The following is a 24,083-nucleotide window of genomic DNA, read 5'->3' on the forward strand; positions in this document are numbered from 1 at the left end:
ATGAGTGATTCCGGCCGCGCCGATGCCCTGCTGGCCGCCTTGCCCCGCAGCGGGGGTGGTCGCTTGAAAGTGTTTCTCGGCGCCGCGCCCGGTGTCGGCAAGACCTACGCCATGCTCCAGGCCGCCCACGCTCGCCAGCGTCAGGGCATCGAGGTACTGGCTGCCGTGGTGCAGACCCACGGCCGCGCGGAAACCGAAGCGCTGCTGGTCGGTCTGCCCCAGCAGGCATTGCGGCGCTGCGAATACCGCGACGTGACCCTCGAGGAAATGGACCTGGATGCCGTGCTCGCTGCCCGCCCGGCCCTGGTCCTGGTCGACGAGCTGGCGCACAGCAATGCGCCTGGCAGCCGACACGCCAAGCGTTGGCAGGACGTGCAGGAACTGCTGGCCGCCGGCATCGATGTGTACACCACGGTCAACGTCCAACACCTGGAAAGCCTGAACGATCAGGTCCAGACGATCACCGGCGTGCAGGTGCGCGAAACCTTGCCCGATTGGGTGGTGCAGGAGGCCGACGATCTGCTGCTGATCGACCTGCCGCCGCGCGAGCTGCTCGAACGCCTGCGCGAGGGCAAGGTGTACGTGCCGGAGCAGGCCCGGGCCGCCATCGACGCCTTTTTCACCCAGACCAACCTCAGCGCCCTGCGTGAACTGGCCATGCAGACGGCCGCCGCCCAGGTCGACGACGATCTGCACGAAGGCTACCGCAGCCTCGGCCAGCAGGCGCCCAGCGTGCGCGGGCGACTGCTGGTAGGCATCGCCGCCGATGAGCAGGCCGAGCGCCTCGTGCGCCACGCCAGCCGCGTCGCCCGCCGTCGTCATCTGCCCTGGTCCGTGGTCCATGTCGATGACGGCTCGCTGCTCGATGAAACAGGGCGTCAGCGCCTGAAACTGGCCCAGCAGATGGCCGAACGGCTGGGCGGCGAGGTGGTGGAGCTGCGCGATGCGGAAGTGGCCAGGACCTTGCTGCAACACGCCGCCGACCGTCGCGCCAACCTGGTACTGGTCGGCCAGTCGCGCCGGCGCCGCTTCGGTGCGGGCCTGGCCGAGCGCTTGCTGCGCCATCCCAGCGGTCTGGAAATCAACGTGCTGGCGCGAGCTCAGGTGCCGTCACCGCCAACGCCGCGCACGCGGCCCGTCGGACGTTGGCGCGAGTATGCCCTGGCGGTGCTGGCCACGCTTTTGGCCAGCGGGCTGGCCTGGGCCGTGGCACAGGTGCTGGACTTGCCCAATATCTCCCTGGTGTTCCTCGCCGCCGTGCTGCTGGTGGCGGTCCGCAGCAGCCCGGGGCCGGCGCTCAGTTGCGCCGCGCTGTCGTTTCTGGCGTACGACTTTCTGTTTATCCCACCCAATTTCTCCCTGAGCATCCAGCGTCAGGAAGACGTGTTGACCCTGCTGTTCTTTCTGCTGATGGCAGCGCTCACGGGCAACCTGGCCGCGCGCCAGCGCCAGCAGCTCAGCGCCTTGCGCGAGACCCAGGCGCACACCGCGCAACTGCTGGAGCTGTCCCGACTGCTGGCTGCGGCGACCGACCGCCAGGCGGTGTTCAGTGCAGCCGCGCAGCACTTGCAGGGTTGGCCGGGGCTGGACATCTGTCTGCTCGAGCGCAGCGAGCAGGGCTGGAAGGTGGCCCAGGGCGCGGCGGTGTCGTTCTCGACCACCGAACTGGCGGCCGCGCAGTGGGCCGGCAACCACGCGCAACCGGCCGGGCTGGGCACCACCACATTGCCGGCGGGGCGTTGGTGGTGGTTGCCGGTAACGTGGGAGGGCCAGGTGCTGGCGTTGCTCGCGGTGGCCGAACAGCAGGCCGGTCGGCTCGACGACCCCGGCCGACGCCTGCTCGGCGCGCTGGTGCAGCCGGTGGCGCAGGCCCTGGCCCGCGCGGACCTGGCCCATGACCTGGAAGCGGCGCGCCTGCACGGTGAAACCGAACAGTTGCGCAGTGCCTTGCTGGCATCGGTGTCCCATGACCTGCGCACGCCGCTGACCGCCATGCGTGGCAGCATCGACAGCCTGCTGGCACTGGGCACGGCCCTGGCGCCGGACGATCGCCAGGCCTTGCTCGAGGTCACCCGTGACGAAGCCGAGCGCCTGGACCGCTACATCCAGAACCTGCTCGACATGACACGCCTGGGCCACGGCGCCCTCAAGCTGGCGCGGGACTGGGTGGCGGCCGGGGATATCGTCGCCAGCGCCGTGAGTCGATTGCGCGCGCCGCTGGCACCGTTGCAGGTCCAGGTGCAGGTACCTGCGCAACTGCCCTTGCTGTATGTGCATGCGGCGCTGATCGAACAGGCCCTGGTCAACGTGCTGGAAAATGCCGCGCGGTTCTCGCCCGTGGGCGGTCGCTTGCAAGTGTCGGCCCGTGTGCGCGACGACAGCCTGCTGCTCGCGGTCAGCGACGAAGGCCCCGGTATTCCCGAAGCCGAGCGGGCGAAGATTTTCGACATGTTCTACACCGCCGCGCGCGGTGATCGAGGCGGGCAGGGCACGGGGTTGGGCCTGGCGATCTGCCAGGGCATGGTCGGCGCCCATGGCGGTCGCGTGGAAGTCGGCAGCGGCATCGATGGCCATGGCACTTGCATCGCCTTATGCTTGCCGCTGCGCGCTCAACCGGGCGCCGATCCGGATACCTGAGCATGAGCCTTACCCATCCTCCTCTGGCCAGCACCTTGCTGGTCATCGACGACGAACCGCAGATCCGCAAGTTCCTGCGCATCAGCCTGGCCCTCCCAGGGCTACAAGGTGATCGAAGCGGGCACCGGCGTCGAGGGCCTGAGCCAGGCCGCGCTGCTGCGTCCGGACCTGATCGTGCTGGACCTGGGCCTGCCGGACATGGACGGCCAGCAGGTGCTGGAGCAGTTGCGCCAGTGGAGCTCGGTGCCAGTGCTGGTACTCTCGGTGCGCGCCAGCGAGGCGCAGAAGGTCCAGGCCCTGGACAACGGCGCCAACGACTATGTGACCAAGCCCTTCGGCATCCAGGAATTCCTCGCCAGGGTGCGTGCGCTGTTGCGCCAGGCCAGCGGCAGCCCGGTCCACGAAGCGGCGTTGCAACTGGGTCCGCTGCAGGTCGACCTGGCATCGCGCCGGGTCACCCTCGATGGCGTCGAGGTGGCCCTGACCCGCAAGGAGTACGCCGTGCTCGCACAGCTGGCGCGCTATCCGGGGCGAGTCATCACCCAGCAGCAATTGCTCAAGGACATCTGGGGCCCGACCCACCTCGACGACAGTCACTACCTGCGCATCGTCGTCGGCCACCTGCGCCACAAACTCGGCGACGACCCCGCCGCCCCACGCTTCCTCATCACCGAACCCGGCGTCGGCTACCGCCTGGCAAGCCCCGACTGACGCGCCGCTCCCCAGCCCACACCTATCCCCTGAGGTCGCTATCCCCTGTGGGAGCTATCCCTGTGGGAGCGGGTTCTACCCGCGAAAACGCCAGCCCCCACACCACCAATCCCGCAGCACGCAAGCCGTCCCCCTGTGAGAGCGGGTTCTACCCGCGAAGACGCCAGCCCCTACACCACCAATCCCGGATTTACATTCGAATCCAGCGGTGCCAGTGCCGACGCCTTCGCGGGTAGAACCCGCTCCCACAGGAACCCGCTCCCACAGGAACCCGCTCCCACACAACGGCACTTTTTAGATGGCACATCGTCTGACCCAGCATTACCCTGACGTTTTTCCCGAGGTGTCATCGATGAAAGCCTGGATCTGTGTGCCGCTGGTGGCACTGGCCTTGAGCGGTTGTGCCGGCAAGACCGCCTACCGTGACAGCTGCGCCACGCAGCTCGATGGTGCCTGGCACGAGCTTGACCTGGCCAAGGCCGAAGGCCTGGCCGGCACCGTGAGCTATTCCAAGGCGCTGTCACTGCTCACCGGGGCCAAGACCCAGCAGCAGTTCGAAGCCTTCGAGGGCTGCACCAACAAGGCCGAAAAAGCGCGGTTCTATATCCGCGAGTCGCGTGCCGGACGCTGAAGCACTTCGGTCGCCCAGAGCCGCCTGACAGCGGGCCGGCAGACGGCCAGCAGACGTAGTATCGACAAGGAGTGTCTGCCATGCGCAGCCGATTGGATGAATGCCTGCAAGCCGTCAATGAAGTCCTGCTGGGCAAGGAAACCCAGGTTCGCCTGGCGTTGACCTGCCTGATCGCCGATGGCCACCTGCTCATCGAGGACTTGCCCGGAATGGGCAAGACCACCCTGAGTCATACCCTGGCCAAGGTTCTGGGCCTGAGTTTCCAACGTATCCAGTTCACCTCCGACCTGCTGCCCGGCGATATCCTCGGCACGTCGGTGTTCGACAAGGACAGCGGTCGTTTCGTCTTTCACCCCGGACCGATCTTCGCCGAACTGGTGCTGGCGGACGAAATCAACCGTGCCACGCCCAAGAGCCAGAGTGCCCTGCTCGAAGCCATGGAGGAGGGCCAGGTCACCATCGAGGGCGCCACCCGTCCATTGCCCCAGCCGTTTTTCGTGATCGCCACGCAAAACCCTACCACCCAAGGCGGCACCTTCGCACTGCCCGAGTCGCAACTGGACCGTTTTCTCATGCGCCTGTCGCTCGGCTACCCGGCCAAGGCCGCCGAAAAGGCCTTGCTGATGGGCGAGTCGCGGCGCGATCTGCTGCCGCGCATGAGCGCCGTACTCGACCATGCGCAGCTGTCCGCATTGCAAGCCCAGGCCCGTGCAGTGCGGGCCAGCGACGCGTTGGTGGACTACGTACTGCGCCTGGTGGAAGCCACCCGCACCCAGCCGCAGTTCGCCTATGGATTGTCGCCACGTGGTAGCCTGGCGCTGCTTGCCGCTGCCAAGGCGTGGGCCTTGCTGCTCGATCGCGACTACGTGATTCCCGAAGACGTGCAAGCGGTACTGCCCTCAGTCGTCAGCCACCGCCTGCGCGAACGAGCCGACCCCACCGGTCAGGGCGGAGGAGCGCTGGTGCAGTGGCTGCTGCGGGAGGTGCCTGCGCTGTGAGGCGGCTGCTCGGCGAGCGCTGGCGGCGCTGGCAGGCGCGACGCTTGCCGGCAGCGCCGCGCATCGAGCTGGACCAGCGCAGAATCTTCATCGTCCCCAGCCGCAGCGGTACCGGTTTCATCGTCGTGCTGCTGTTGATCTTCCTCGCCGCCATCAACTACCAGAACAGCCTGGCCTATGCCCTTGTATTCCTGCTGGGCTCTGTGTTCGTCGTCGCCATTCTGCACACCTACCGCAACCTCAGCGGCTTGCTGGTCAGCGGCAACGGGGCCACCTCCGTGTTCGTCGGCGAGCAGGCGCGCTTCGGCCTGCGCCTGGAAAGCGGCGGCAAGGAGCACCAGGCCATCGGTGTGGGTTGGAACGCGCAGCAACTGCAACGCAGCGACGTCGCCCCCGATCACGTACAGGCCTTGGAACTGAGCTTGCCGACCGAGCGCCGCGGCTGGCTTCCAGCACCGCGCATGCGCGTGGAGACCAGCTTTCCCCTCGGCGTGCTCACCGCCTGGACCTGGGTCGACCTGGGCCAGCGAGTGCTGGTCTATCCGCAACCGTTGCAGGGCGAAGTGCCGACCTTGCACAGCGAGTCGGCGGATATCGAAGACCAGGCGCAACGCCTGCACGGCCAGGGCGTGGACGATTTTCAGGGCCTCAAGCAATACCAGCCCGGCGATTCCTGGCGGCGCATGCATTGGAAGGCCTATTCACGTGGCGAAGGGCTGCTGGTCAAGGACTTCGCCGACCTGCGCGGCCAGGAACTGTGCCTGGACTTCGTCGCGCTTGGCGGCGATGTCGAACAGCGCCTCTCGCGCCTGTGCTATTGGGTATTGGCCCTGTCCCGCGAGCAGCGGCCTTTCGCCCTGCAGTTGCCCGGCAATCGGCTGGACACCGACAGCGGCGACGCACACCGCGAGGCCTGTCTGCGTGCCTTGGCACTTTTTGGAGAACAGCCATGAGCACGCCCGCCGCGATTCCGCGCGTCAGCCTGACCTGGCTGCTCCTGGCGCAGTCGCTGGTACTGCTGCCGCTGTGGTGGCACGTGCCGTTATGGCTGCTGGGGCTGTGGCTGGGTTGCACCCTGTGGCGCGTCCAGGTGTTTCGCATGCGTGCGCGCTATCCTGGACGGCTGATCAAGGTCGCGCTGATGCTTGCGGTGGCCGCCGGGGTGTATCTGTCCAGCGGCACCTGGGTGGGCCTGGAGGCCACCGCCGCGCTGCTGGTGGCGGCGTTCCTGCTCAAGCTTCTGGAGATGCAGACCGCCCGCGATGCCCGCGTGGTGATCTTTCTCGGCCTGTTCTGCCTGGCAGTGGCCTACCTGTTCGATGCCAGCCTGGGCTGGGCGCTGTACAGCGTTCTGCCGCTGCTGGCGCTGCTCGCAGCCTTGATCGGATTGCAGCAGACCTCACTCATCGCACGCCCGATGGCCACTCTGAAACTGGCCGGTAGCCTGATGTTGCAGGCGTTGCCGCTGATGCTGCTGCTGTTCGTGTTCTTTCCGCGCCTGGAACCGCTCTGGTCGCTGCCGCTGCCTGCGCCGGGGCAGGGCGTGACCGGCTTGTCGGAAAGCATGAGCCCGGCCGACGTGGCCAGCCTCAGCCAGTCCGGAGAGGTGGCCTTTCGTGCCAGCTTCGAGGGCGCCATACCGCCCAAGCGCGACCTGTACTGGCGCGCGCTGAGCCTGGATGTGTACGACGGCCGTACCTGGAGCCAGTCGCCCTGGATCCAGACCCAACTGGCAGCGCTGTGGCAACCGACCGGACCTTCGCTCACCTATCAGGTCATCCAGCAGCCCAGCGGCAAGCCCTGGCTGTTCGCCCTGGACGTCGCGCGCACCGCCTTGCCCGGCGTGCGCCAGCTCAGCGACGGACGCCTGCAGCGTCGTCGCCCGGTCGACCAGCCGTTGATGTACGCGGTCACCTCCTGGCCGCAGGTGATCCGCGAACCCCAGCTGGCACCACCCGCATTGCGCACGGCGCTGCAATTGCCGGCGCAGGGCGACCCGCGCACGCGCCAGTGGGCGCAAGACCTGCACGCCCGTTTCAGCACGGCACCGGCACTAGTCAACGAAATGCTCCGACAGTTTCGCGAGCTGCCCTTCCACTACACGCTCAACCCTCCGGTGCTGGGCCGCGACAGCATCGACGAATTCCTCTTCGACAGCCGCCGGGGCTTCTGCGCCCACTACGCTGGCGCCATGGTCTACGCGCTGCGCGTGGCCGGGGTGCCCGCGCGCGTGGTGGCCGGCTATCAGGGCGGCGAGGTCAACCCGGCAGGCAACTACCTGACCGTGCGTCAATTCGAAGCCCATGCCTGGGTCGAGTACTGGCAGTCAGGCATCGGCTGGCAACGGGCCGATCCCACTGCCGCAGTGGCACCCGCGCGGGTCGAACAAGGCTTGCAGCAGGCGCTCTCGGCAGATGAGGAATTTCTCGCCGGCTCACCGTTCTCGCCCTTGCGCTACCCGCATCTGACGTGGCTCAACGACCTGCGCCTGCAGTGGGACAATCTCAACTACGGCTGGCAGCGCTGGGTGTTGGAGTATCAGGGCGAGCGCCAGATCGAGTTTCTCGCGCGCTGGTTCCAGGGCCTGCAACGCTGGGCGCTGCCAGTCGGTGGGTTGTTGTTCATGGTGCTGGCCAGTGTCTGGCTGCTCAAACCGTGGCAGCGTCGGACAGATCCCCAGCTCAAGGAGTTCGTCGCCTTCGAGCGTCTGTTGCGTCGGCGCGGCCTCGTGCGGCATACCGGTGAAGGGGCCATGGCATTCGCCGAGCGCGCAGCTGCTCGTTTGCCCAAGCAGAGCGAAGCCATCCTGGCCTTCGCCTACGCCTTCATGGCACAGCGCTACGCCGGTCGACCGGTTTCCCGCGAGCAACTGCGCGCTGCGTTGACGACCTTGCGCCGACAACTGGCGAACGCGCCTGGCCCAGGGCCCCGCTAGCGGCGTATCGCCACGAAAGCTGAGCGAACTGTAAATTGGCCGATATGAAACCTGCGGTCGGGCGCCGAGCTGGCTACCATCTAGCCCATCGACCCTCATCCTCAAGGCCGGCCCATGAACCTTCGCGACCTGCTAGCAAGCGCACGACGTCCACCCCACAGTGTCACCGTACCTCGCGAATGGAGCCAGGGCCGCGCCTGTTACGGCGGGCTCATGGCTGCTTTGCTGCATGAGGCCATGGCGGCGCACGTTCCCGACCGCCCGGTCCGCTCGATGGCGATTACCTTCGTGGGCCCCGCCGAATTGGACGTGCCCATCGATCTGCAGGTGGAAATACTGCGCGAGGGCAGTGCCGTCACCTCGGTGCTGGCCCGTGCAGTTCAGCACGGTCGCACCATGACTCTGGTCCAGGCCAGTTTCGGTCTGGCGCGGCAATCGGCAATCGACATCAGCGCAATGCCGGTAGCGCCCATGAAACCCTTGGCCGAATCGACGCCGCTGCCGTACCTGCCGGGCGTTACCCCGGAGTACATTCGACACTTGGACATGCGATGGGGCATCGGTGCGCTGCCGTTCAGCAATACACCGGTTGCCGGGATCGGCGGGTGGATGCAGCTACGCGAACATGAGGTCGACGAGCCCATCACCGAAGCACTGCTGCTGGTGCTGGGAGACGCCTGGCCACCCGCACTGCTGCCTTATCTGAGCAAACCAGCGCCTGGCAGCAGCCTGACCTGGACCATCGAATTCATCCAGCCCATGCCCGCCATGGGAAGCCTGGACTGGTGCCGCTACCAGGCCGTGATCGAACATGCCCGGGACGGCTATGGCCACACGTCCGCAGCCATGTGGAACCCGGAAGGCGAGCTGTTGGCGATCAGCCGGCAGACGGTGACGGTGTTTGGCTGAGCGCGTGCTGCGGACGACCCAGCGCGAAGGCGGCAACCAGGCCGATCACGCCGATGGCAGCCTCGGCAATGCTGGAGCAGGCAGCCGCATCGACCAGCATCAGGGCAGACAGGGCCAGCAACGGCAGGGCGATGGCTCGCGAGACGCGGATGCCGTTGTTCGGGTCGTTGACGATGTTCAGGGCGTTCATATCGTTCATGGCTCAATGCTCCATAGGCATGGTGCAACAGGACCTGGGTTCGGCAAGGCGGGTGGCATGAGCTGTAGAGTCCAGCCAACCGCCGATTGTTCAAGCCAGATCCAGATCCGGATCGGTTGAGAACGATAATAGTCACCGCTCGCATCGCCCGCGAATCAAGCTTCGCTATCAGCGTCATAGAGAGCGGGCGCGCCCGTGCCGATCTCAGGCAGGCCAAAAAATGCCCGTGCGCAAGCGGTCGTACTCCACGCCAGATCCTCCAGGCTTTCATTCCGATGCAGGGCTACCTCGCGCAGCACTTCGGTAAGAAAGGCCGGTTCGTTGCGGCCACTCTTGGGCTTGGGCCGCAAGGTGCGCGGCAACAGATACGGCGCGTCACTCTCCAGCATCAGCCGCGAGGCGGGAATGCTGCCCACCAGTGGGTGCAGGTGCGTGCCGCGACGCTCATCGCAGATCCAGCCGGTGATACCGATGTGCAGGTCCAGGTCCAGGTAACCGAACAGAGCCTTGCGCTCGCCCGTGAAGCAGTGCACCACGGCTGCCGGCAAGTGGTCGCGGTAGTCCTTGAGGATGTCCAGCAGGCGCTGAGGCGCATCGCGTTCGTGGAGAAACACCGGCAGTTGCAGCTCGACAGCCAAGGCCAGGTGCTCCTGCAACACTTTCTCCTGCTGTGGTCGCGGCGAGAAGTCGCGGTTGAAATCCAGACCAGCATTCGCCCACTGCCTTGACCTGTGGCTGGCTCAGCAGATCACGCAAACGCGTGGCACTGTCGCCGTTCCACTCACTGGCGCTGTGCGGGTGGATGCCGGCGGTGGCGAACAAGCGCTCACCGGCTTCGTCCCACTGCTGACACAGCTGCAAGGCCTGTTCGCTGCCCTCGACACTCGTGCCGGTGAGCACCAACTGACAGACGCCAGCGGCGTAGGCCCTCTGCAGAATGGCCTCGTGCTTTTGCGCGAAGCTCTCATGGGTAAGGTTGACGCCAATATCGATGAGTTGCATGGTGCTACCTCAAAGCAGGAGGCGAAAAGCATACCAGAGCTTGGTGATGGGCAAGAAAACCAAGAACTTCAAAAGGTTATGGCGGTCTTTGAGGGCTGCTCGAGACATTTGCCGGGGAACCATGGGCGCAAGATCACTGATTGTCATGCTGTGTCTGGTCCTCGGACTGCCCTCGGCAGCCGCCGCTCGTCCGGCGGGTCCCCCGTTGGCGGCACACCCGGCCAAGGTCCGCGACCTGGCCCAGATCCAGTCGAGCCGCGTGTTGCGCGTGCTGGTCAATCAGAGCCGCAACAGCTCCGGCCAGGTCCGCGGCCAGGCCATCGGCGTCGAATACCATCGTCTGCAGGCCTTCCAGAGCTTCCTCAATGCCCACGCCGGCAAAGGTCAGGCGTTGCAACTCAAGATCATTCCGCGAGCCAAGGAACAACTGCTCGGCGCCCTGCAGCGCGGCGAAGGCGATCTGGTCGCGCCGGGTGAACTGATGGAGTTGCATCCCGCCAGCAAGGTTGCGGCCAGCGATGCCGTGATCGCCAACGTGCCATTCGTGCTGGTCAGCGGCAAAGGCGGGCGGCGCCCGGTGCGGGTCGAGCAACTGGCGGGCAAAACCCTCGCCTTGCCCAATGGCAGCGCTGCGGGCGCCGCCATCGAACGCCTGAATCAGAAGCTGGCCCTGCGCAAACTGGCGCCCATCGACATCGAATGGGTCGACCCCAGCCTGGCCGTGGAAGACGTGCTGGAGATGGTCCAAGCCGGGATCTACCCGCTGACCGTGGTCGAATTGCCCATCGCCGAACGCTGGGCCAAGGTCATGCCACGGCTGCGGGTGGACCGCCGTGTGGTGCTCAGCGCGCCCGGCTCGGTGAGCTGGTACGTGCGCCGCGACGCACCGCAGCTCGGCGCCAGCGTCGATCGCTTCCTGGCGTCCTATAAGGCGCCGAGCGACCAGGACGCCGCGTTCGTCAAGGTTTACCGTGGCCTGTACAAGGTTCACTACCCCTTGGCCCGCAGTGATCGTCAGCGGCTGGAAAAACTGCGTCCGGTCCTCCAGCGCCACGCCCGCGAGCAACACATGGACTGGCTCAACCTCGCCGCGCTGGCCTTCAAGGAGTCCAAGCTCGACCCGGCGGCGCGCGGTGGCGGCGGCGCCACCGGCCTGCTGCAGATCACCCCCTCGGCCGCCCGGCGGGTAGGCGTGGGCAACATCCAGGACGTCGACAACAACGTCCAGGCCGGGGCCAAGTACCTGGCGATGATCCGCCGCAAATTCTTCTCCAGCAACAAGCTCAACGAGCGTGAACGCATGGCCTTCACCCTGGCCGCCTACAACATGGGCCCTGAACGGGTGCAAGCCATGCGCAAGGAAGCCCGCCGCCGTGGCCTCAACCCCGACCAATGGTTCTTCCAGACCGAGCGCATCGCCATGGAACAGATGGGCATGGCCTCGGTGAGCTACGTCAACAGCGTGAACAAGTACTACCTGGCGTTCGCCCGCGAACGCGATTCGCTGGAGCCGGGCGCGCGCAAGCTGGCGTCGGCGCGTTGAATCATGAGCCTTGCTGGCAGGGCAGGGTGTTTATTGTAGGCTACGCTTTTATGTCTGGCCGGAGGCCGCATTGGCAACGAACATCATTACGCGTGAGGGGCACGAGGCGCTGAGGTCAGAGCTCGATCATCTGTGGCGCGTCTATCGGCCAGAGATCACGCAGAAGGTCGCTTGGGCTGCATCTTTGGGGGATCGCAGTGAGAACGCGGATTACCAGTACAACAAAAAGCTGCTGCGTGAGATCGACCGTCGGGTGCGTTATCTGCGCAAACGGTTGGAAGACGTCAAGGTCGTCGATTATTCGCCCGAACAAGAAGGCCGAGTGTTCTTCGGTGCTTGGGTAGAGATCGAAAACGACGCAGGCGAGACCAAGACCTTTCGTATCGTCGGCTATGACGAAATCTATGGTCGCAACGACTATATCTCCATTGATTCGCCCATGGCCCGCGCGCTGCTGAAGAAGCAGGAAGGCGACGAAATAGTCGTACAGATCCCTGATGGCGAGGCGCTGTGGTATATCAATCAGATCCGCTACAAGCCGGCCTGAGGTGTGCACCAGGCGGTTGACACCCTGCCGACCGATTCAATAGGATTACCCCTCATGCGCCGATTTAGACAGCTACTTGCGGGGCGCCTGGAGGTTCTTGCGAGCCTTCGAAATACGCGCTAAAGCGCTGGTTCGGTGATGCCTCCCACCGCTGTCCAGCTCTCCCACATGAAGCGGTCGAGGCTGAGAACACCATCATGAACTGTCCCCGTCCCATCGTTTGCCTGGCGCCGATCCCGGCGAGTCCTTCCCTGCGCAATCCGCGCATCCTGCTGGTGGGCCAGCACCAACCGAACCTGCTGCGCAGCCTCGATGGCTGGCCTCGCCGTCGTGGCAAGCCCGGCGCTTTCGTGGCTCGCTTCATCGACCAGCACAGCGCTTTGAAAGGTTTGCCCGACAACAGCTTCGAACTGGCCGTGATCCAGGCACCGTCGGCGCAGGATGCCCATGAGGTGATTGCCCATGCCGTGCGCATTGCCCGGCAGGGGCTGATCACCCTTCGCTGATTGGCGGGTAGCGCGTCAGCCTTCTCTGAGCACCTGCAGCGGGCTTGCATTGAGGGCTCGACGGGTGCCGAAGACGCCGGCCCCACCGACCAGCAGTGCACCGATCAGCGGCAAGCAAAGCAACCACGGGTGCGGGGTCCAGGCCAGGTCGAATGCGTAGCGATACAGCACAAAGCTGATCAGTTCGCTACCCAACGCCGCCAGCACACCGCTGGCGGCACCCAGCAGACCGAACTCGATGCGCCGTGCCTTGACCAGCAGGCGCCGCTCGGCACCCAGCGCCCGCAGCAGCGCGCCTTGCCGAATGCGCTCGTCCAGCGTCGCCTGCAACCCGGAGAACAACACGGCCATGCCCGCGGCCAGCACGAACAGCAGCACGTATTCCACTGCCAGGGTGACCTGAGCCAGGATGCTGCGCAGCTGTTCCAGCAGTGCCTCGACCCCCAGGATGGTCGCCGCAGGGAAGGCGCGAGACAGCTCGACCACCTGTGAATCGTGCCCAGGAGCGATGTAGAAGCTGGTCAGGTAGGTGGTCGGCAGGTCATCGAAGGTGCCGGGCTGGAAGATCATGAAGAAGTTGGGCTGGAAGTTGTTCCAGTCCACGGTGCGCAGGCTGGTGACCACCGCGTCGCGATTGGAGCCGCCAATGTTGAAGGTCAAGCGGTCGCCCAGCTTGAGCTTGAGGCTTTGCGCAACGCCTTCCTCGACCGACACGCCGGGCAGGTCCTGGTTCTGCGCATCGCTCCACCATTGCCCGGCGGTTATGCGGTTGCCGTTGGGCAGATGTTCGGCCCAGGTCAGGCTCAAGTCCCGTTGCACCGCGCGTTCACCGCGGGAATCCTTCTCGACCAGTTCCTGCACCGGCGCATCGTTGATATCCACCAGACGTCCCGGCATCACCGGGTACAGGGGCGCCGCACGGGCGCCGGCGTCCTGCAGGTGACGGGCGAAGGCATCGCGCTCGTCCGGCAGGATGTTCAGGGCGAAATAGTTCGGCGCATCCTTGGGCAACTGGTTCTGCCAGTTGTCCAGCAACTCGCCACGCAGCAGAGCGATCAGCGTCATGGCCAGCAGAATCAGGCCGAAGGCCAGGGCCTGGCCAGCCGCAGCCAGCGGATGCCGAAGCAGTTGCCCAAGCCCCAGACGCCAGGGCAGGGTGGAACGGGCCAGCAGCCGGCGCAGGCTTTTCAGGCCCAGCAGCAACAGGCCGCCCAGGATCAGCGCGGCCAGCAGGCCACCGGCGAGCAAGGCGAAGGTCAGGACCAGATCGAGGCTCAACCGCCACATGATCAGGCCCAGCGCCAGCAGCGCAGTGCCGTACACCAGCCAGGTGCTGGTCGGCACCGGCAGCAGGTCGCGCCGCAGCACGCGCAGCGGGGGTACCGCACCCAGGGCTGCCAGCGGTGGCAGGGCGAACCCGGCCAAGGCGACCAGCCCGGTGCCGATGCCGGCCAGCGCGGGCAATACGCCCCCGGCCGGAACCACGGCAGGCAACAAGCCATGGAGCATCTGGAACAGCACCAGTTGCGCCAACCAGCCGATCAGCGCACCGCTCAGGCACGCCAGCACACCGAGCAGGGCCAGTTGCACGCAGAACATCAGCATCACTTCGCGGCGTGACAAGCCCAGGCAGCGCAGCAGGGCACTGGCATCGAAACGTCGCGCGGCGAAGCGGCTGGCCGACATGGCCACCGCCACGCCCGCCAGCAGTACCGCCACCAGGCTGGCCATGTTCAGATAGCGTTCGGCCTTGCCCAGCGCGCCGCCGATCTGCTGGTTGCTGTCCTTGGAATCACGCAGCCGCTGGTTGGGCTCGAGCGCCGACTCCAGTCGCTGCTGATAGCTGGCCAGTTGCTCGGGAGTGCCACGCCAGAGCTCGCGGTAGGTCACTCGGCTGCCTGGCTGCACCACGTTGGTAGCGGCCAGGTCCTGCAGGTTGATCATCACCCGTGGCGTCAGGCTATAGAAATTGCCGGCTCGGTCCGGCTCATAGGTCAGCACGCGTGCCAGGCGCAGGGTCTTGCTGCCCACATCCAGGGTGTCGCCAACCTTGAGGTTCAGCGCTGCCAGCAAGCGTGACTCTGCCCAGGCCTCACCGGGCGCCGGGCCGGCCGCCAGCGGTTTCTTCGCCATAGGGTTGCGCAGCGCTCTTGAGCTCACCACGCAACGGGTATGCCTCATCGACCGCCTTCACGCTGGACAACTGGATGCCGTTGTCGGCGGCGATCACGCTGGCGAACTCGACCACGCGCGCATGCTCGAGCCCCGCCTGGGTGCCGGCATCGATCTGCTCCTGGCGGGCCGGGCTGCTGCCCTGCAGGATAAGGTCGGCGCCAAGGAACTCGGTCGCGCGCAGTTGCATCGCGCCATTGAGGCGCGCCCCGAAATAGCCGATCGCAGTGCTGGCAGCGACCGCCACCAGCAGGGCAAAGAACAGTACGCGCAGCTCGCCGGAGCGGGCGTCACGCAACAACTGCCGGGCGGCCAGGGCCACCAGGCGGAACATCGGCAAGCCGACCATCAGGGCTCCAGAGGCGCGACGAGGCGCCCGGCATCGAGGCGGATCAAACGCTGGCAGCGATGCGCCAGACGCTCGTCGTGGGTTACCAGTACCAGGGTCGTGCCGCGTTCCTTGTTCAGTTCGAACAGCAGGTCACTGATGCGCTCGCCGGTATGGCTATCGAGGTTGCCGGTGGGTTCGTCGGCGAACAGCACGTCGGGTTCGGCAGCGAAGGCGCGCGCGATGGCCACGCGCTGTTGTTCGCCGCCCGAGAGCTGGCGCGGCGAGTGTGTCAGGCGTTGGCCCAGGCCAACCCGTTCGAGGAGGTTGCGCACATGCTCCCGGGCATCCTTGCGGCCGTCGAGCTCCAACGGCAGCATCACGTTTTCCAACGCATTGAGGCTGTCCAGCAGTTGGAACGACTGAAACACGAACCCCACGTGTTCGGCGCGCACCCGAGCCCGCTGGTCCTCGTCGAGGGTGCCGAGGTCCTGGCCGGCCAGGGTCACGCTGCCCGCACTGGGCAGGTCGAGGCCGGCCAGCAGGCCGAGCAGGGTGGACTTGCCTGAACCCGAGGCGCCGACGATCGCCAGGCTGTCGCCTTTCGCCAATTGCAGGGAGAGTTCGTGCAGTATGGTCAGTTCACCTTCCGCGCTGGTGACCACTTTGCTAAGGTTCCGCGCTGTAAGAATGCTTGCGCCCATGGAGAGTCCCGATGCGAATGTGGTTGATGAGTGCTGGCCTGGGCCTGATGTTGGCCGCCCAGAGTGCAGTGGCAGGTACCGTCCTGATCGTTGGCGATAGTATCAGCGCGGCTTTCGGCCTGGATACCCGCGCCGGCTGGGTAGCACTGCTCGAAAAGCGCCTGGCGCAACAGGGTTTCGACGACAAAGTCGTGAATGCCTCGATCACCGGTGATACCTCGGCCAATGGCCTGGCGCGGCTGCCCGCGCAGCTTGCAGCGCACAAGCCGGACCTGGTTCTGCTGGAGTTGGGCGGCAACGATGGCCTGCGCGGAATGCCTGTCGCGCAATTGCAAAAGAATCTTGCGTCGATGATCGATCTCTCTCGCAAGGCCGGGGCCGAGGTACTGCTGTTGGGCATGCAATTGCCGCCCAACTACGGCGCGCGGTACACCAAGGCGTTCGCCCAGGTCTATCAAACACTCGCGGACGAGAAAAAAGTGGCCCTGGTGCCGTTCCTGCTCGAAGGGGTTGGCGGCGTTCCGACATTGATGCAGGCCGACGGTGTCCATCCCACCGCCGGTGCCCAGGGCAAACTGCTGGAAAACGTCTGGCCGACGCTCAAACCGTTGCTTTGACGCTTTTCTGGATGCTGGCTTTCGGCTAATGTGGCGCCCCCTGTTTGGAGCCCCCGATGCCGCGTCCCGCCTGGTCCCTGTTTGCCTACCAACTGATCGAACCCGACGATCAGCTGGACCTGTTCGCCTGCCAGGAAAGCCGGGTGCATCTGGTGGCGCGCCAACTGGAGCTCGGTGGTTCGGTGGACCGCACCCTGTGCGGCACCTTGCTGCCGGCCCAGCCGCGCTGGCTGGAGGTGCACAAGCAGATCTTCCGCGATCAGCGCCTGTGCAAACTGTGCCGGGCCATTCTGTTCGCCCAGCGCAAAGGCACGCGGCCGGTATGGCCCGAGTTGCAGTCGATCCCCTGATCGGCGCGCCGAGGGTCTTCGGCTACACGCGCCCGGCAACTGCGCGTACAATCGCGGCATTGTCCCGTTCAGTTCGATCAAGGATTTCCTGGATGCCGCCGAGCCTTTCCGTCTTCACTCGCTGCCTGTCGCTGGCCGCCGCGTTCACTGCGGCGCCGGTCATGGCGCTGGAATTCCCGTTGCCGCCTCCGGGTGAAGACATCATTGGCCAGGTGCAGACCATCACCGCCAAGTACGAAGACACCTTCGCCGATATCGCGACCGCCAACGACCTTGGCTATCTGGAAATGGTCGCGGCCAACCCCGGTGTCGATCCCTGGCTGCCGGGTGCCGGCACGCAGATCGTCCTGCCGACCCGCTTCATTCTGCCCCCCGGCCCGCGCGAAGGCATCGTCATCAACCTGGCCGAATATCGCCTCTACTATTACCCCAAGGGCGAGAACGTCGTGCGTACCTACCCACTGGGGATAGGTCGGGAAGGGTGGGGGTCGCCCATCGCGCAGACCAAGGTCATCGCCAAGACCGCCAATCCGACCTGGACGCCACCGGCTTCGATCAAGGCCGAGCACGCTGCGGACGGCGACCCGCTGCCCAACGTCGTCCCGGCCGGTCCGGACAATCCGTTGGGGCCGTTCAAGTTCACCCTGGGCCTGCCGGGCTACCTGATTCACGGTTCGAACAAGCAGTTCGGCATCGGCATGCGCACCAGTCATGGCTGTTTCCGCATGTACAACGACAACGTGCTGGAATTGGCGAGCATGGTGCCAGTGGGCACCAGCGTGCGCATCATGAACGAGTCATACAAGTTCGGCATGAGCGGTGGCAAGGTGTACCTCGAGGCCCACGCGCAATTGACCGACAAGGGTGACCCGGTGGCCCTGGACAGGCACACCGCCGTGATCAACGCCTTGCTCAACCGCAGGGACTTCGCCCCGGACATCAAGATGAACTGGGACGTGGTCCGCGATGTGGTCGCTGCCGAAGACGGCCTGCCGGTCGAGATCGCCGTTTCCGGCGCGCCGATGATCAGCAGCGCACCCGACACGGCGCCGGCGCCATAGCGCGGTCTTCATCAGGCATAAAAAAACCGACCCAATGGGTCGGTTTTTTTACAGCCTCGAAAAGCTGTTACTTGCGGCTGGCCTTGTCGAGCATGCGCAGGGCGCGCTCGTTGGCTTCGTCGGCAGTCTGCTGAGCTTTCTGAGCAGCGGTCAGTGCTTCGTCAGCCTTGCGGTAGGCTTCGTCGGCACGGGCTTGCGAACGTGCAGCGGCGTCTTCGGTAGCGGTCAGACGAGCTTCGGTTTCTTTGGATGCGCTGCTGCAACCGGTAGCCAGAACGGCGGCCAGGGCCAGTGCAGAGAATTTCAGAGCGTTGTTCATTGTGTTCCCCTTCGAAGGACATTCTTTTAAGTAGCCATTTCTCATGAATGAGAAACTGGCCGCCGTACATAGTACTCATTACTTGTAGTAAGTAAACGGACGCAACGCAAGAGATGAAAAAAAATCCATGCGTGCCCAGGATGGCGGAACGTAACCCGCAAAGCGCGGTCTAGCGCTGCTTGCGCAAGGGTCGAGGGTTATCGCAAGTGCGCGGTTTAGTTGTCGCAGACATGAACTAAGGCGGTTTTTACATGTCCGCTTCTGCGGGTCAATCGAGAAGGGTTAGAAAGCGGCCCTTGATTTAGCACGATGCGAGACAACTAAGCCAAACGTAAGCCGAGCGACGATATTTATCACGTCGAACGCGCAGGCTTCGCCCGGCCTTGATGACAAAAACAGCACAAGTCGGCACAACTGTTTCTAAGTCGTACAAAGAGCGGTAAGGTAGAGATCAAAATCCAAGACCCGCGAGGAATTGCCATGAGCGAGGCGCTATCCATCCACCACGACCAGGCCGGTCACCAGTTCGAAACCAACATCGACGGCCACCGTGCGTACCTGACGTACATGGACCTGGGCAAACAGACCCTGGACATCTACCGCACCTTCGTCCCCAACGCCCTGCGCGGGCGCGGGATCGCTGCAGCGTTGACCGAGCAGGCCCTGGACTATGCCGAAAGCCATGGCTATACGGTGATTCCGTCCTGCTCGTATGTTGAACGCTACATGGAGCGCCATCAGCGTCGTGCGGCAAAGCTGTAACGCTGTGCCCCGAGTACCGGGGCAGCGAAGGCTCGACTGACCCGGTACTGACGGTCAGCGGGTACGCTTTGGCAACACATCCTTGAGTTTGGCGTGCATGCTGCGCAGCGTCTTTTCGGTGCTGGCCCAGTCAATGCACGCATCGGTGACCGACACCCCGTATTGCAGGTCGCCCAGGTCCTTGGGTATCGACTGGCTTCCCCAATTCAAATGGCTTTCCACCATCAGGCCGATGATCGACTGGTTGCCTTCCAGAATCTGATTGGCCACGTTCTCCATCACCAGTGGTTGCAGCGCCGGGTCCTTGTTGGAGTTGGCATGGCTGCAGTCGACCATGATGTTGGCCTTGATGCCGGCCTTCTCCAGCGCTTGCTCGCACACCGCCACGCTGACCGAATCGTAGTTGGGCTTGCCGTTGCCACCACGCAGAACCACGTGGCCGTAGGCGTTGCCCTTGGTGGTGACGATGGAGACGCCACCTTCCTGGTTGATCCCCAGGAAGCGGTGAGGGTTGGACACCGACTGCAGGGCGTTGATGGCCACGGTCAGGCCACCATCGGTACCGTTCTTGAAGCCCACGGCCGAAGACAGGCCCGAAGCCATTTCGCGGTGGGTCTGGGATTCGGTGGTGCGCGCGCCGATGGCCGACCAGCTGATCAGGTCCTGCAGGTACTGCGGCGAGATCGGGTCAAGGGCTTCGGTGGCGGTAGGCAGGCCCATCTCGGCCAGGTCCAGCAGCAATTGCCGGCCAATGTGCAGGCCATCCTGGATCTTGAACGAGTCATCCAGGTACGGATCGTTGATCAGGCCTTTCCAGCCGACCGTGGTGCGCGGCTTCTCGAAGTACACGCGCATCACCAGGTACAGGGTGTCCGAGACTTCGGCGGCCAACGCCTTCAGGCGCCGGGCATACTCGTGCGCCGCATCGATGTCGTGGATCGAGCAGGGGCCGATGACCACGAACAGGCGATGATCGCGCCCATCGAGGATATCGCGCACCACTTCACGGCCGGCGGCGACGGTCTTGTGCGCAGCGGCACTGAGCGGAATTTCCCGCTTCAGCTGGGCAGGCGTGATGAGGGTTTCATTGGAGGCGACGTTAAGGTCGTCGATCGGTAGGTCAGCCATCGTGTTACTCGTCAGGTCACGGGTGCCGGCCGCCAGCGAACCCCGCACGGCGAGGCACAGCATGATTATGAGCGGCGGGGGAGTCGAACCTTAGCGCGTTAGAGCGCATGCAGACAACGGATTTGTGCCATCGCTCTGCCGACGACCGGTGCACTGCGAACGGCGCTGCTACGCTCAAGTGTGCCCTGTCGCCTTGGCCACTTCGGAGGTCGCATGATCCGCTCCATGCTGTACGCCACTGACCTGGGGGTGTACGCCCCATTCGTCATGCAGCACGCCGTCGCCCTGGCGCGCAGCTTCAATGCGCAGCTGTATGTCATCCATGCCGTCGAGCCCATGGGCCTGATCGCCGAATCGGTGCTGCAGAGCTATCTGGACGAGTCCACCCTGGATCGCTTGCACAACCACGGCTTGAGCGCCGTAATGGCGGGGATTGAAACGAAGGTTCTGCAAAGCCTGCGCAGTGACCTGGGCGACGACGAGCCAGACCTTGCCTTGATCCGCGCCGTGCGGGTGCTTCAGGGCGATCCGGCCGAGGTCATTCTCGATCAGGCCCAGCGCCTGAAAGTGGACCTGCTGGTGCTCGGCAGCCACAGTCAGGTGGCTACCGTCGATGTTTCGCTGGGCCGCACGGCTACCCGCGTGTTGCAGCTGTCCCCGGCGCCGGTCTATCTGGTACCCCTCACAGAGCAACGCAGCCGCCTGAAGAGCTAGGCGATAAGCTGGTTATTTTTCCTACAAATTTAATAAAAAGTTCTAGATTTATTGCCTAGACCTTTAATATAGTTATAACCCTTCGCCGACGACTGGCGGTTTTCCTGTGTGAGGGATTCATATGAAGCTTCAGCAACTGCGCTACATCTGGGAGGTAGCGCACCATGACCTCAACGTCTCCGCCACGGCGCAAAGCCTGTATACCTCGCAGCCAGGTATCAGCAAGCAGATCCGCCTGCTGGAAGACGAACTGGGTGTTGAAGTCTTCGCACGCAGCGGCAAGCACCTGACCCGCGTCACGCCGGCAGGTGAGCGCATCATCACCACCGCCGGTGAAATCCTGCGCAAGGTGGAAAGCATCAAGCAGATCGCCCAGGAATTCTCCAACGAGAAGAAGGGCACGCTGTCCATCGCCACCACCCATACCCAGGCGCGCTATGCCCTGCCAACGGTGATCAGAGCAGCTTCATCAAGCAGTACCCGGACGTCGCCTTGCACATGCACCAGGGCTCACCGATGCAGATCGCCGAAATGGCTGCCGACGGCACCGTCGACTTCGCCATTGCCACCGAAGGCCTGGATTCGTTCGGTGACCTGATCATGATGCCGTGCTACCGCTGGAACCGCTGCATCGCGGTGCCCCAGGGGCATCCCCTGACCAAGGTGCCGAAACTGACCCTGGAAGCGCTCGCCGAATACCCGATCGTCACCTACGTGTTCGGTTTCACCGGCCGTTCCAAGCTGGACGAAGCGTTCTCGCGCCGCGGCCTGGCGCCGAAAGTGGTGTTCACCGCGGCCGATGCCGACGTGATCAAAACCTACGTGCGTCTGGGGCTGGGCGTGGGCATCGTGGCCAAGATGGCCGTCGATCCCAAGCTCGACAATGACTTGGTGGTGCTCGACGCCGACCATCTGTTCGAATCCAGCGTGACCCGTATCGGCTTCCGCCGTGGCACCTTCCTGCGCGGCTTCATGTGCGACTTCATCGAGAAATTCGCGCCACACCTCACCCGCGAGGTCATGGCCAAGGCTATCCAGTGCCACAATAAGCAGGAGCTCGAAGCCCTGTTCGAAGGCGTCGAGCTGCCCGAGCATTGATCACGCCACGGGCCTGAGCATTGCAGGCCCATGTGCCTGCGATGCTCAGGCCTTGGTGATCAGATTCCCTGCGTGCAGCCCACATTCCTTCTGCGTGGCTTCCTCCCACCACCAGCGCCCCTCGCGCTCGTGCTGGTTGGGCAGGACCGGCCGCGTGCACGGCTCGCAGCCAATGCTGATGAAGCCGCGCTCGTGCAGGCTGTTGTAGGGCAGTTCCAGCATGCGGATGTAACCCCATACTTCTTCACTGCTCATCTGCGCCAGGGGGTTGAACTTGTACAGGGTGCGCTCGGGCGTCGAGAACGCGCCGTCCACTTCAACTGCCGCGACCTGGCTGCGTGTGCCGGGACTCTGGTCGCGACGCTGGCCGGTGGCCCAGGCGCTGACGGTCGAGAGCTTGCGCCGCAGCGGTTCGATCTTGCGGATGCCGCAGCACTCGCCGTGGCCGTCGCGATAGAAGCTGAACAGGCCCTTTTCCTTGACGAAAGGGTCCAGCAACGCATTGTCCGGCGAGACCAGTTCGATGGTGATCTTGTAGTGCTCGCGCACCTGTTCGATGAACCGGTAGGTTTCCGGGTGCAGGCGACCGGTGTCCAGGCTGAACACCTTGACGTTCTTGTTCAGTTTCCAGGCCATGTCCACCAGCACCACGTCTTCGGCGCCGCTGAAGGAAATCCAGAGGTCGTCGCCGAAGTGGGCGAAGGCGAGCTTGAGAATGTCCTGGGAGGACTTGTTGGCGTAGGTCGTCGCCATTTCGGCGACATCGAAGGGCTGGCTCATCAGGCGGCTTCCTGGTCAAAGTGGCGCTGGGCGCTCTATATGGCGCCATGGTAACAAAAAACACCCAGCGGCATGGCCGGGATCAGAGCCCGGCCAGGGTGTCCAGCAAGACCTTGACCTTGAAGATCGATTCCTCGTATTCGGCTTGCCACTGGGAGTCGGCCACGATCGCGCCGCCGCCCCAGCAGCACACCTGGTCGTCCTTGATCAGCAGCGTACGGATGGCGATCGAGCTGTCCATTTCGCCGCGCACATCCAGGTACAGCAACGAGCCGCAGTAAATCGCACGCTGGGTCGGTTCCACCTCGTCGATGATCTGCATGGCGCGGATCTTCGGTGCGCCGGTGATCGAACCACCGGGAAAGCTGCCTGCGATCAGGTCCAGGCAGTCCTTGTCCGCTGCCAGCTCACCGGTGACGGCGCTGACCAGATGATGCACGTTCGGGTAGCTTTCCAGGGCGAACAGCTGCGGCACCCGTACCGAGCCGATCCGGCAGGTGCGGCCCAGGTCGTTGCGCAGCAGGTCGACGATCATGAGGTTTTCCGAGCGGTCCTTGGCACTGGCCAGCAGTTCGCGGCCATGGCGTGCATCCTCATCAGGGTCGAGGCTGCGCGGGCGGGTGCCCTTGATCGGCCGGGTTTCCACCTGGCCGGCCGTGACCTTGATGAAGCGCTCCGGGGAGAAGCTCAACAGGGCCGCGCCGGTGCTCAGTTGCAGATAGCCGGAAAACGGCGTGGAGCAGGCGGCGCGTACTGCCTGATAGGCGGTCCAGGGATCCCCGGCGCAGGCCGCACGAAAGCGCTGGGTAAGGTTGACCTGATAGCAATCGCCCGCCTGGATGTAGGCCTGCACCGTCTCGAATGCCCGTCGATACTGCTCTGAGGTCTGATCCGGTGTCATCGGCGACTGCAGGCGGAAGGGCTGCGCCTGGTCTCGGGCCGGTCGGTCGAACAGGTCGGTCAGGCGTTGCCGTTCGCATGCCTGCAGCGCGGGATGGAACATCAGGTGGCTGGTCTGCCGTTGATGGTCGCTGATCAGGGCCCAGCCATACAGGCCGAGGCTGGCGTGCGGCAGGTCGAGATCGTCGTGGTTAGGGTGTGGCAAATTCTCCAGCCGGCGGCCGAAATCGTAGCTCAGGTAGCCGATCAGGCCACCGGCGAACGGTAGTTCGCAGCCATCGGGCAATTGCGCCTGACCCAGTCCGGCCAATGCCTGGCGCGCACGGTGCAGATACTGCTGGCCGGATTCATCGGCTTGAACGCTGAGCGTCTGCAGAGGCCAGGCGCTGATCAGGTCGAAGCGGCCGCGTTGGGCAATCGGCTGCGCACTGTCGAGCAGTACCGCGCCGGGGGCGTGGCGGACCACGGCGAAATAGGGCGCCGGATCGGCCAGGTAGGGCAGGGCGTGGAGCAAGCAGGTCGGCATGATAGA

At 64.6% G+C, this 24,083-nt stretch carries 20 protein-coding genes and 4 pseudogenes; 16 read left to right on the forward strand and 8 right to left on the reverse strand.

The genetic code is table 11. The features are described 5' to 3' along the window. The 7 genes and pseudogenes from ABMD26_RS18810 (at position 1) to ABMD26_RS18840 (ending at position 8,821) form a co-directional block, all read left to right on the forward strand. Positions 1-2,637, forward strand: a complete 2,637-nt coding sequence (locus tag ABMD26_RS18810) for a DUF4118 domain-containing protein (RefSeq protein ID WP_134723239.1) — start codon at positions 1-3, stop codon at positions 2,635-2,637. Positions 2,638-2,639: 2 nt separating this feature from the next. After that, positions 2,640-3,348, forward strand: a pseudogene (locus tag ABMD26_RS18815) (response regulator). A gap of 352 nt (positions 3,349-3,700) precedes the next feature. Then, the gene (locus ABMD26_RS18820; RefSeq protein WP_043193238.1) at positions 3,701-3,979 is read left to right on the forward strand and encodes a hypothetical protein; all 279 of its coding nucleotides are present in this window, start codon (positions 3,701-3,703) and stop codon (positions 3,977-3,979) included. Between the two features lie 80 nt (positions 3,980-4,059). Beyond that, on the forward strand, positions 4,060-4,977 hold the full coding sequence (locus ABMD26_RS18825; protein WP_354311210.1) for an AAA family ATPase: 918 nt from the start codon (positions 4,060-4,062) through the stop codon (positions 4,975-4,977). Continuing rightward, on the forward strand, positions 4,947-5,930 hold the full coding sequence (locus ABMD26_RS18830; RefSeq protein WP_056843621.1) for a DUF58 domain-containing protein: 984 nt from the start codon (positions 4,947-4,949) through the stop codon (positions 5,928-5,930). Before ABMD26_RS18825 ends, ABMD26_RS18830 begins: the two co-directional genes overlap by 31 nt. Beyond that, positions 5,927-7,912, forward strand: a complete 1,986-nt coding sequence (locus ABMD26_RS18835; RefSeq protein WP_354311212.1) for a transglutaminase TgpA family protein — start codon at positions 5,927-5,929, stop codon at positions 7,910-7,912. The genes ABMD26_RS18830 and ABMD26_RS18835 overlap by 4 nt, the downstream gene beginning before the upstream one ends. Before the next feature lie 114 nt (positions 7,913-8,026). Then, a complete protein-coding gene (locus ABMD26_RS18840) occupies positions 8,027-8,821 on the forward strand; it encodes an acyl-CoA thioesterase (RefSeq protein WP_354311214.1) in 795 nt (264 codons plus the stop codon). On the opposite strand, the gene ABMD26_RS18845 is transcribed toward ABMD26_RS18840, so the two are convergent. Next, complete coding sequence (locus ABMD26_RS18845; protein WP_049858907.1) at positions 8,790-9,020, reverse strand: hypothetical protein; 231 nt, start codon at positions 9,018-9,020, stop codon at positions 8,790-8,792. The two genes, ABMD26_RS18840 and ABMD26_RS18845, sit on opposite strands and share 32 nt — an antisense overlap. Before the next feature lie 155 nt (positions 9,021-9,175). Continuing rightward, positions 9,176-10,022: pseudogene (locus ABMD26_RS18850) on the reverse strand (TatD family hydrolase). Between the two features lie 121 nt (positions 10,023-10,143). Between ABMD26_RS18850 and ABMD26_RS18855 the strand changes: the two are divergent. The 3 genes from ABMD26_RS18855 to ABMD26_RS18865 all read left to right on the forward strand — a co-directional run bounded on the left by ABMD26_RS18855 (position 10,144) and on the right by ABMD26_RS18865 (position 12,618). Continuing rightward, on the forward strand, positions 10,144-11,565 hold the full coding sequence (locus ABMD26_RS18855; protein WP_134723233.1) for an MltF family protein: 1,422 nt from the start codon (positions 10,144-10,146) through the stop codon (positions 11,563-11,565). A 70-nt stretch (positions 11,566-11,635) separates the two neighbouring features. Then, the gene (greB, locus tag ABMD26_RS18860) at positions 11,636-12,112 is read left to right on the forward strand and encodes a transcription elongation factor GreB (protein ID WP_122743562.1); all 477 of its coding nucleotides are present in this window, start codon (positions 11,636-11,638) and stop codon (positions 12,110-12,112) included. A 197-nt stretch (positions 12,113-12,309) separates the two neighbouring features. Beyond that, positions 12,310-12,618, forward strand: coding sequence for a hypothetical protein (locus tag ABMD26_RS18865; RefSeq protein ID WP_049858902.1), 309 nt, complete (start codon positions 12,310-12,312; stop codon positions 12,616-12,618). Between the two features lie 15 nt (positions 12,619-12,633). Here ABMD26_RS18865 and ABMD26_RS18870 read toward each other — a convergent pair. Continuing rightward, positions 12,634-15,139, reverse strand: a pseudogene (locus ABMD26_RS18870) (ABC transporter permease). Then, a complete protein-coding gene (locus ABMD26_RS18875; protein ID WP_354311218.1) occupies positions 15,139-15,822 on the reverse strand; it encodes an ABC transporter ATP-binding protein in 684 nt (227 codons plus the stop codon). The pseudogene ABMD26_RS18870 and the gene ABMD26_RS18875 overlap by 1 nt, the downstream one beginning before the upstream one ends. 11 nt (positions 15,823-15,833) lie before the next feature. Between ABMD26_RS18875 and ABMD26_RS18880 the strand changes: the two genes are divergently transcribed. The 3 genes from ABMD26_RS18880 (at position 15,834) to ABMD26_RS18890 (ending at position 17,850) form a co-directional block, all read left to right on the forward strand. Continuing rightward, positions 15,834-16,439 (forward strand): arylesterase, encoded by a 606-nt coding sequence (locus ABMD26_RS18880; RefSeq protein ID WP_134723231.1) that lies wholly within the window; start codon positions 15,834-15,836, stop codon positions 16,437-16,439. 56 nt (positions 16,440-16,495) lie between these two features. After that, complete coding sequence (locus ABMD26_RS18885; RefSeq protein ID WP_049858898.1) at positions 16,496-16,789, forward strand: hypothetical protein; 294 nt, start codon at positions 16,496-16,498, stop codon at positions 16,787-16,789. A gap of 92 nt (positions 16,790-16,881) precedes the next feature. After that, positions 16,882-17,850: a L,D-transpeptidase family protein gene (locus ABMD26_RS18890; protein WP_134723230.1), complete on the forward strand. Its 969-nt coding sequence runs from the start codon at positions 16,882-16,884 to the stop codon at positions 17,848-17,850. A gap of 67 nt (positions 17,851-17,917) precedes the next feature. Here the strand turns inward: ABMD26_RS18890 and ABMD26_RS18895 are convergent, their stop codons facing one another. Next, positions 17,918-18,169, reverse strand: a complete 252-nt coding sequence (locus tag ABMD26_RS18895; RefSeq protein WP_043185736.1) for an Lpp/OprI family alanine-zipper lipoprotein — start codon at positions 18,167-18,169, stop codon at positions 17,918-17,920. 480 nt (positions 18,170-18,649) lie between these two features. Between ABMD26_RS18895 and ABMD26_RS18900 the strand changes: the two genes are divergently transcribed. Continuing rightward, positions 18,650-18,931 (forward strand): GNAT family N-acetyltransferase, encoded by a 282-nt coding sequence (locus ABMD26_RS18900; protein WP_049858896.1) that lies wholly within the window; start codon positions 18,650-18,652, stop codon positions 18,929-18,931. 54 nt (positions 18,932-18,985) lie between these two features. Here ABMD26_RS18900 and ABMD26_RS18905 read toward each other — a convergent pair whose 3' ends face one another. Next, positions 18,986-20,059, reverse strand: a complete 1,074-nt coding sequence (locus ABMD26_RS18905) for a 3-deoxy-7-phosphoheptulonate synthase (protein WP_049858978.1) — start codon at positions 20,057-20,059, stop codon at positions 18,986-18,988. A gap of 213 nt (positions 20,060-20,272) precedes the next feature. On the opposite strand from ABMD26_RS18905, the gene ABMD26_RS18910 reads away from it, so the two are divergent. Further along, positions 20,273-20,773, forward strand: coding sequence for a universal stress protein (locus ABMD26_RS18910; protein WP_049858895.1), 501 nt, complete (start codon positions 20,273-20,275; stop codon positions 20,771-20,773). A 121-nt stretch (positions 20,774-20,894) separates the two neighbouring features. Further along, positions 20,895-21,871 (forward strand): annotated as a pseudogene (gene cysB / locus ABMD26_RS18915) (HTH-type transcriptional regulator CysB). Between the two features lie 45 nt (positions 21,872-21,916). Here the strand turns inward: cysB and ABMD26_RS18920 are convergent. Then, positions 21,917-22,651 (reverse strand): phosphoadenylyl-sulfate reductase, encoded by a 735-nt coding sequence (locus ABMD26_RS18920; protein WP_134723229.1) that lies wholly within the window; start codon positions 22,649-22,651, stop codon positions 21,917-21,919. 82 nt (positions 22,652-22,733) lie between these two features. Then, positions 22,734-24,077 carry an aminodeoxychorismate synthase component I gene (gene pabB / locus ABMD26_RS18925; RefSeq protein WP_134723228.1) on the reverse strand — a complete coding sequence of 448 codons (1,344 nt, stop codon included), beginning with the start codon at positions 24,075-24,077 and terminating at the stop codon, positions 22,734-22,736. Positions 24,078-24,083 lie beyond the last annotated feature (6 nt).

The sequence above is a fragment of the Pseudomonas sp. PvP001 genome (assembly GCF_040546375.1).
GTDB classification, from domain to species: domain Bacteria; phylum Pseudomonadota; class Gammaproteobacteria; order Pseudomonadales; family Pseudomonadaceae; genus Aquipseudomonas; species Aquipseudomonas coleopterorum.

Bases quoted from the DNA above. Each gene is read 5' to 3' on its own strand.
- ABMD26_RS18895 (WP_043185736.1), bottom strand. From the start codon at position 18,169: ATGAACAACGCTCTGAAATTCTCTGCACTGGCCCTGGCCGCCGTTCTG.
- ABMD26_RS18840 (WP_354311214.1), top strand. From the start codon at position 8,027: ATGAACCTTCGCGACCTGCTAGCAAGCGCACGACGTCCACCCCACAGT.
- ABMD26_RS18880 (WP_134723231.1), top strand. From the start codon at position 15,834: ATGCGAATGTGGTTGATGAGTGCTGGCCTGGGCCTGATGTTGGCCGCC.
- ABMD26_RS18845 (WP_049858907.1), bottom strand. From the start codon at position 9,020: ATGAACGATATGAACGCCCTGAACATCGTCAACGACCCGAACAACGGC.
- ABMD26_RS18865 (WP_049858902.1), top strand. From the start codon at position 12,310: ATGAACTGTCCCCGTCCCATCGTTTGCCTGGCGCCGATCCCGGCGAGT.
- ABMD26_RS18920 (WP_134723229.1), bottom strand. From the start codon at position 22,651: ATGAGCCAGCCCTTCGATGTCGCCGAAATGGCGACGACCTACGCCAAC.
- ABMD26_RS18905 (WP_049858978.1), bottom strand. From the start codon at position 20,059: ATGGCTGACCTACCGATCGACGACCTTAACGTCGCCTCCAATGAAACC.
- ABMD26_RS18835 (WP_354311212.1), top strand. From the start codon at position 5,927: ATGAGCACGCCCGCCGCGATTCCGCGCGTCAGCCTGACCTGGCTGCTC.
- ABMD26_RS18810 (WP_134723239.1), top strand. From the start codon at position 1: ATGAGTGATTCCGGCCGCGCCGATGCCCTGCTGGCCGCCTTGCCCCGC.
- ABMD26_RS18910 (WP_049858895.1), top strand. From the start codon at position 20,273: ATGATCCGCTCCATGCTGTACGCCACTGACCTGGGGGTGTACGCCCCA.
- pabB (WP_134723228.1), bottom strand. From the start codon at position 24,077: ATGCCGACCTGCTTGCTCCACGCCCTGCCCTACCTGGCCGATCCGGCG.
- ABMD26_RS18890 (WP_134723230.1), top strand. From the start codon at position 16,882: ATGCCGCCGAGCCTTTCCGTCTTCACTCGCTGCCTGTCGCTGGCCGCC.
- ABMD26_RS18820 (WP_043193238.1), top strand. From the start codon at position 3,701: ATGAAAGCCTGGATCTGTGTGCCGCTGGTGGCACTGGCCTTGAGCGGT.
- ABMD26_RS18885 (WP_049858898.1), top strand. From the start codon at position 16,496: ATGCCGCGTCCCGCCTGGTCCCTGTTTGCCTACCAACTGATCGAACCC.
- ABMD26_RS18875 (WP_354311218.1), bottom strand. From the start codon at position 15,822: ATGGGCGCAAGCATTCTTACAGCGCGGAACCTTAGCAAAGTGGTCACC.
- ABMD26_RS18825 (WP_354311210.1), top strand. From the start codon at position 4,060: ATGCGCAGCCGATTGGATGAATGCCTGCAAGCCGTCAATGAAGTCCTG.
- ABMD26_RS18900 (WP_049858896.1), top strand. From the start codon at position 18,650: ATGAGCGAGGCGCTATCCATCCACCACGACCAGGCCGGTCACCAGTTC.
- ABMD26_RS18855 (WP_134723233.1), top strand. From the start codon at position 10,144: ATGGGCGCAAGATCACTGATTGTCATGCTGTGTCTGGTCCTCGGACTG.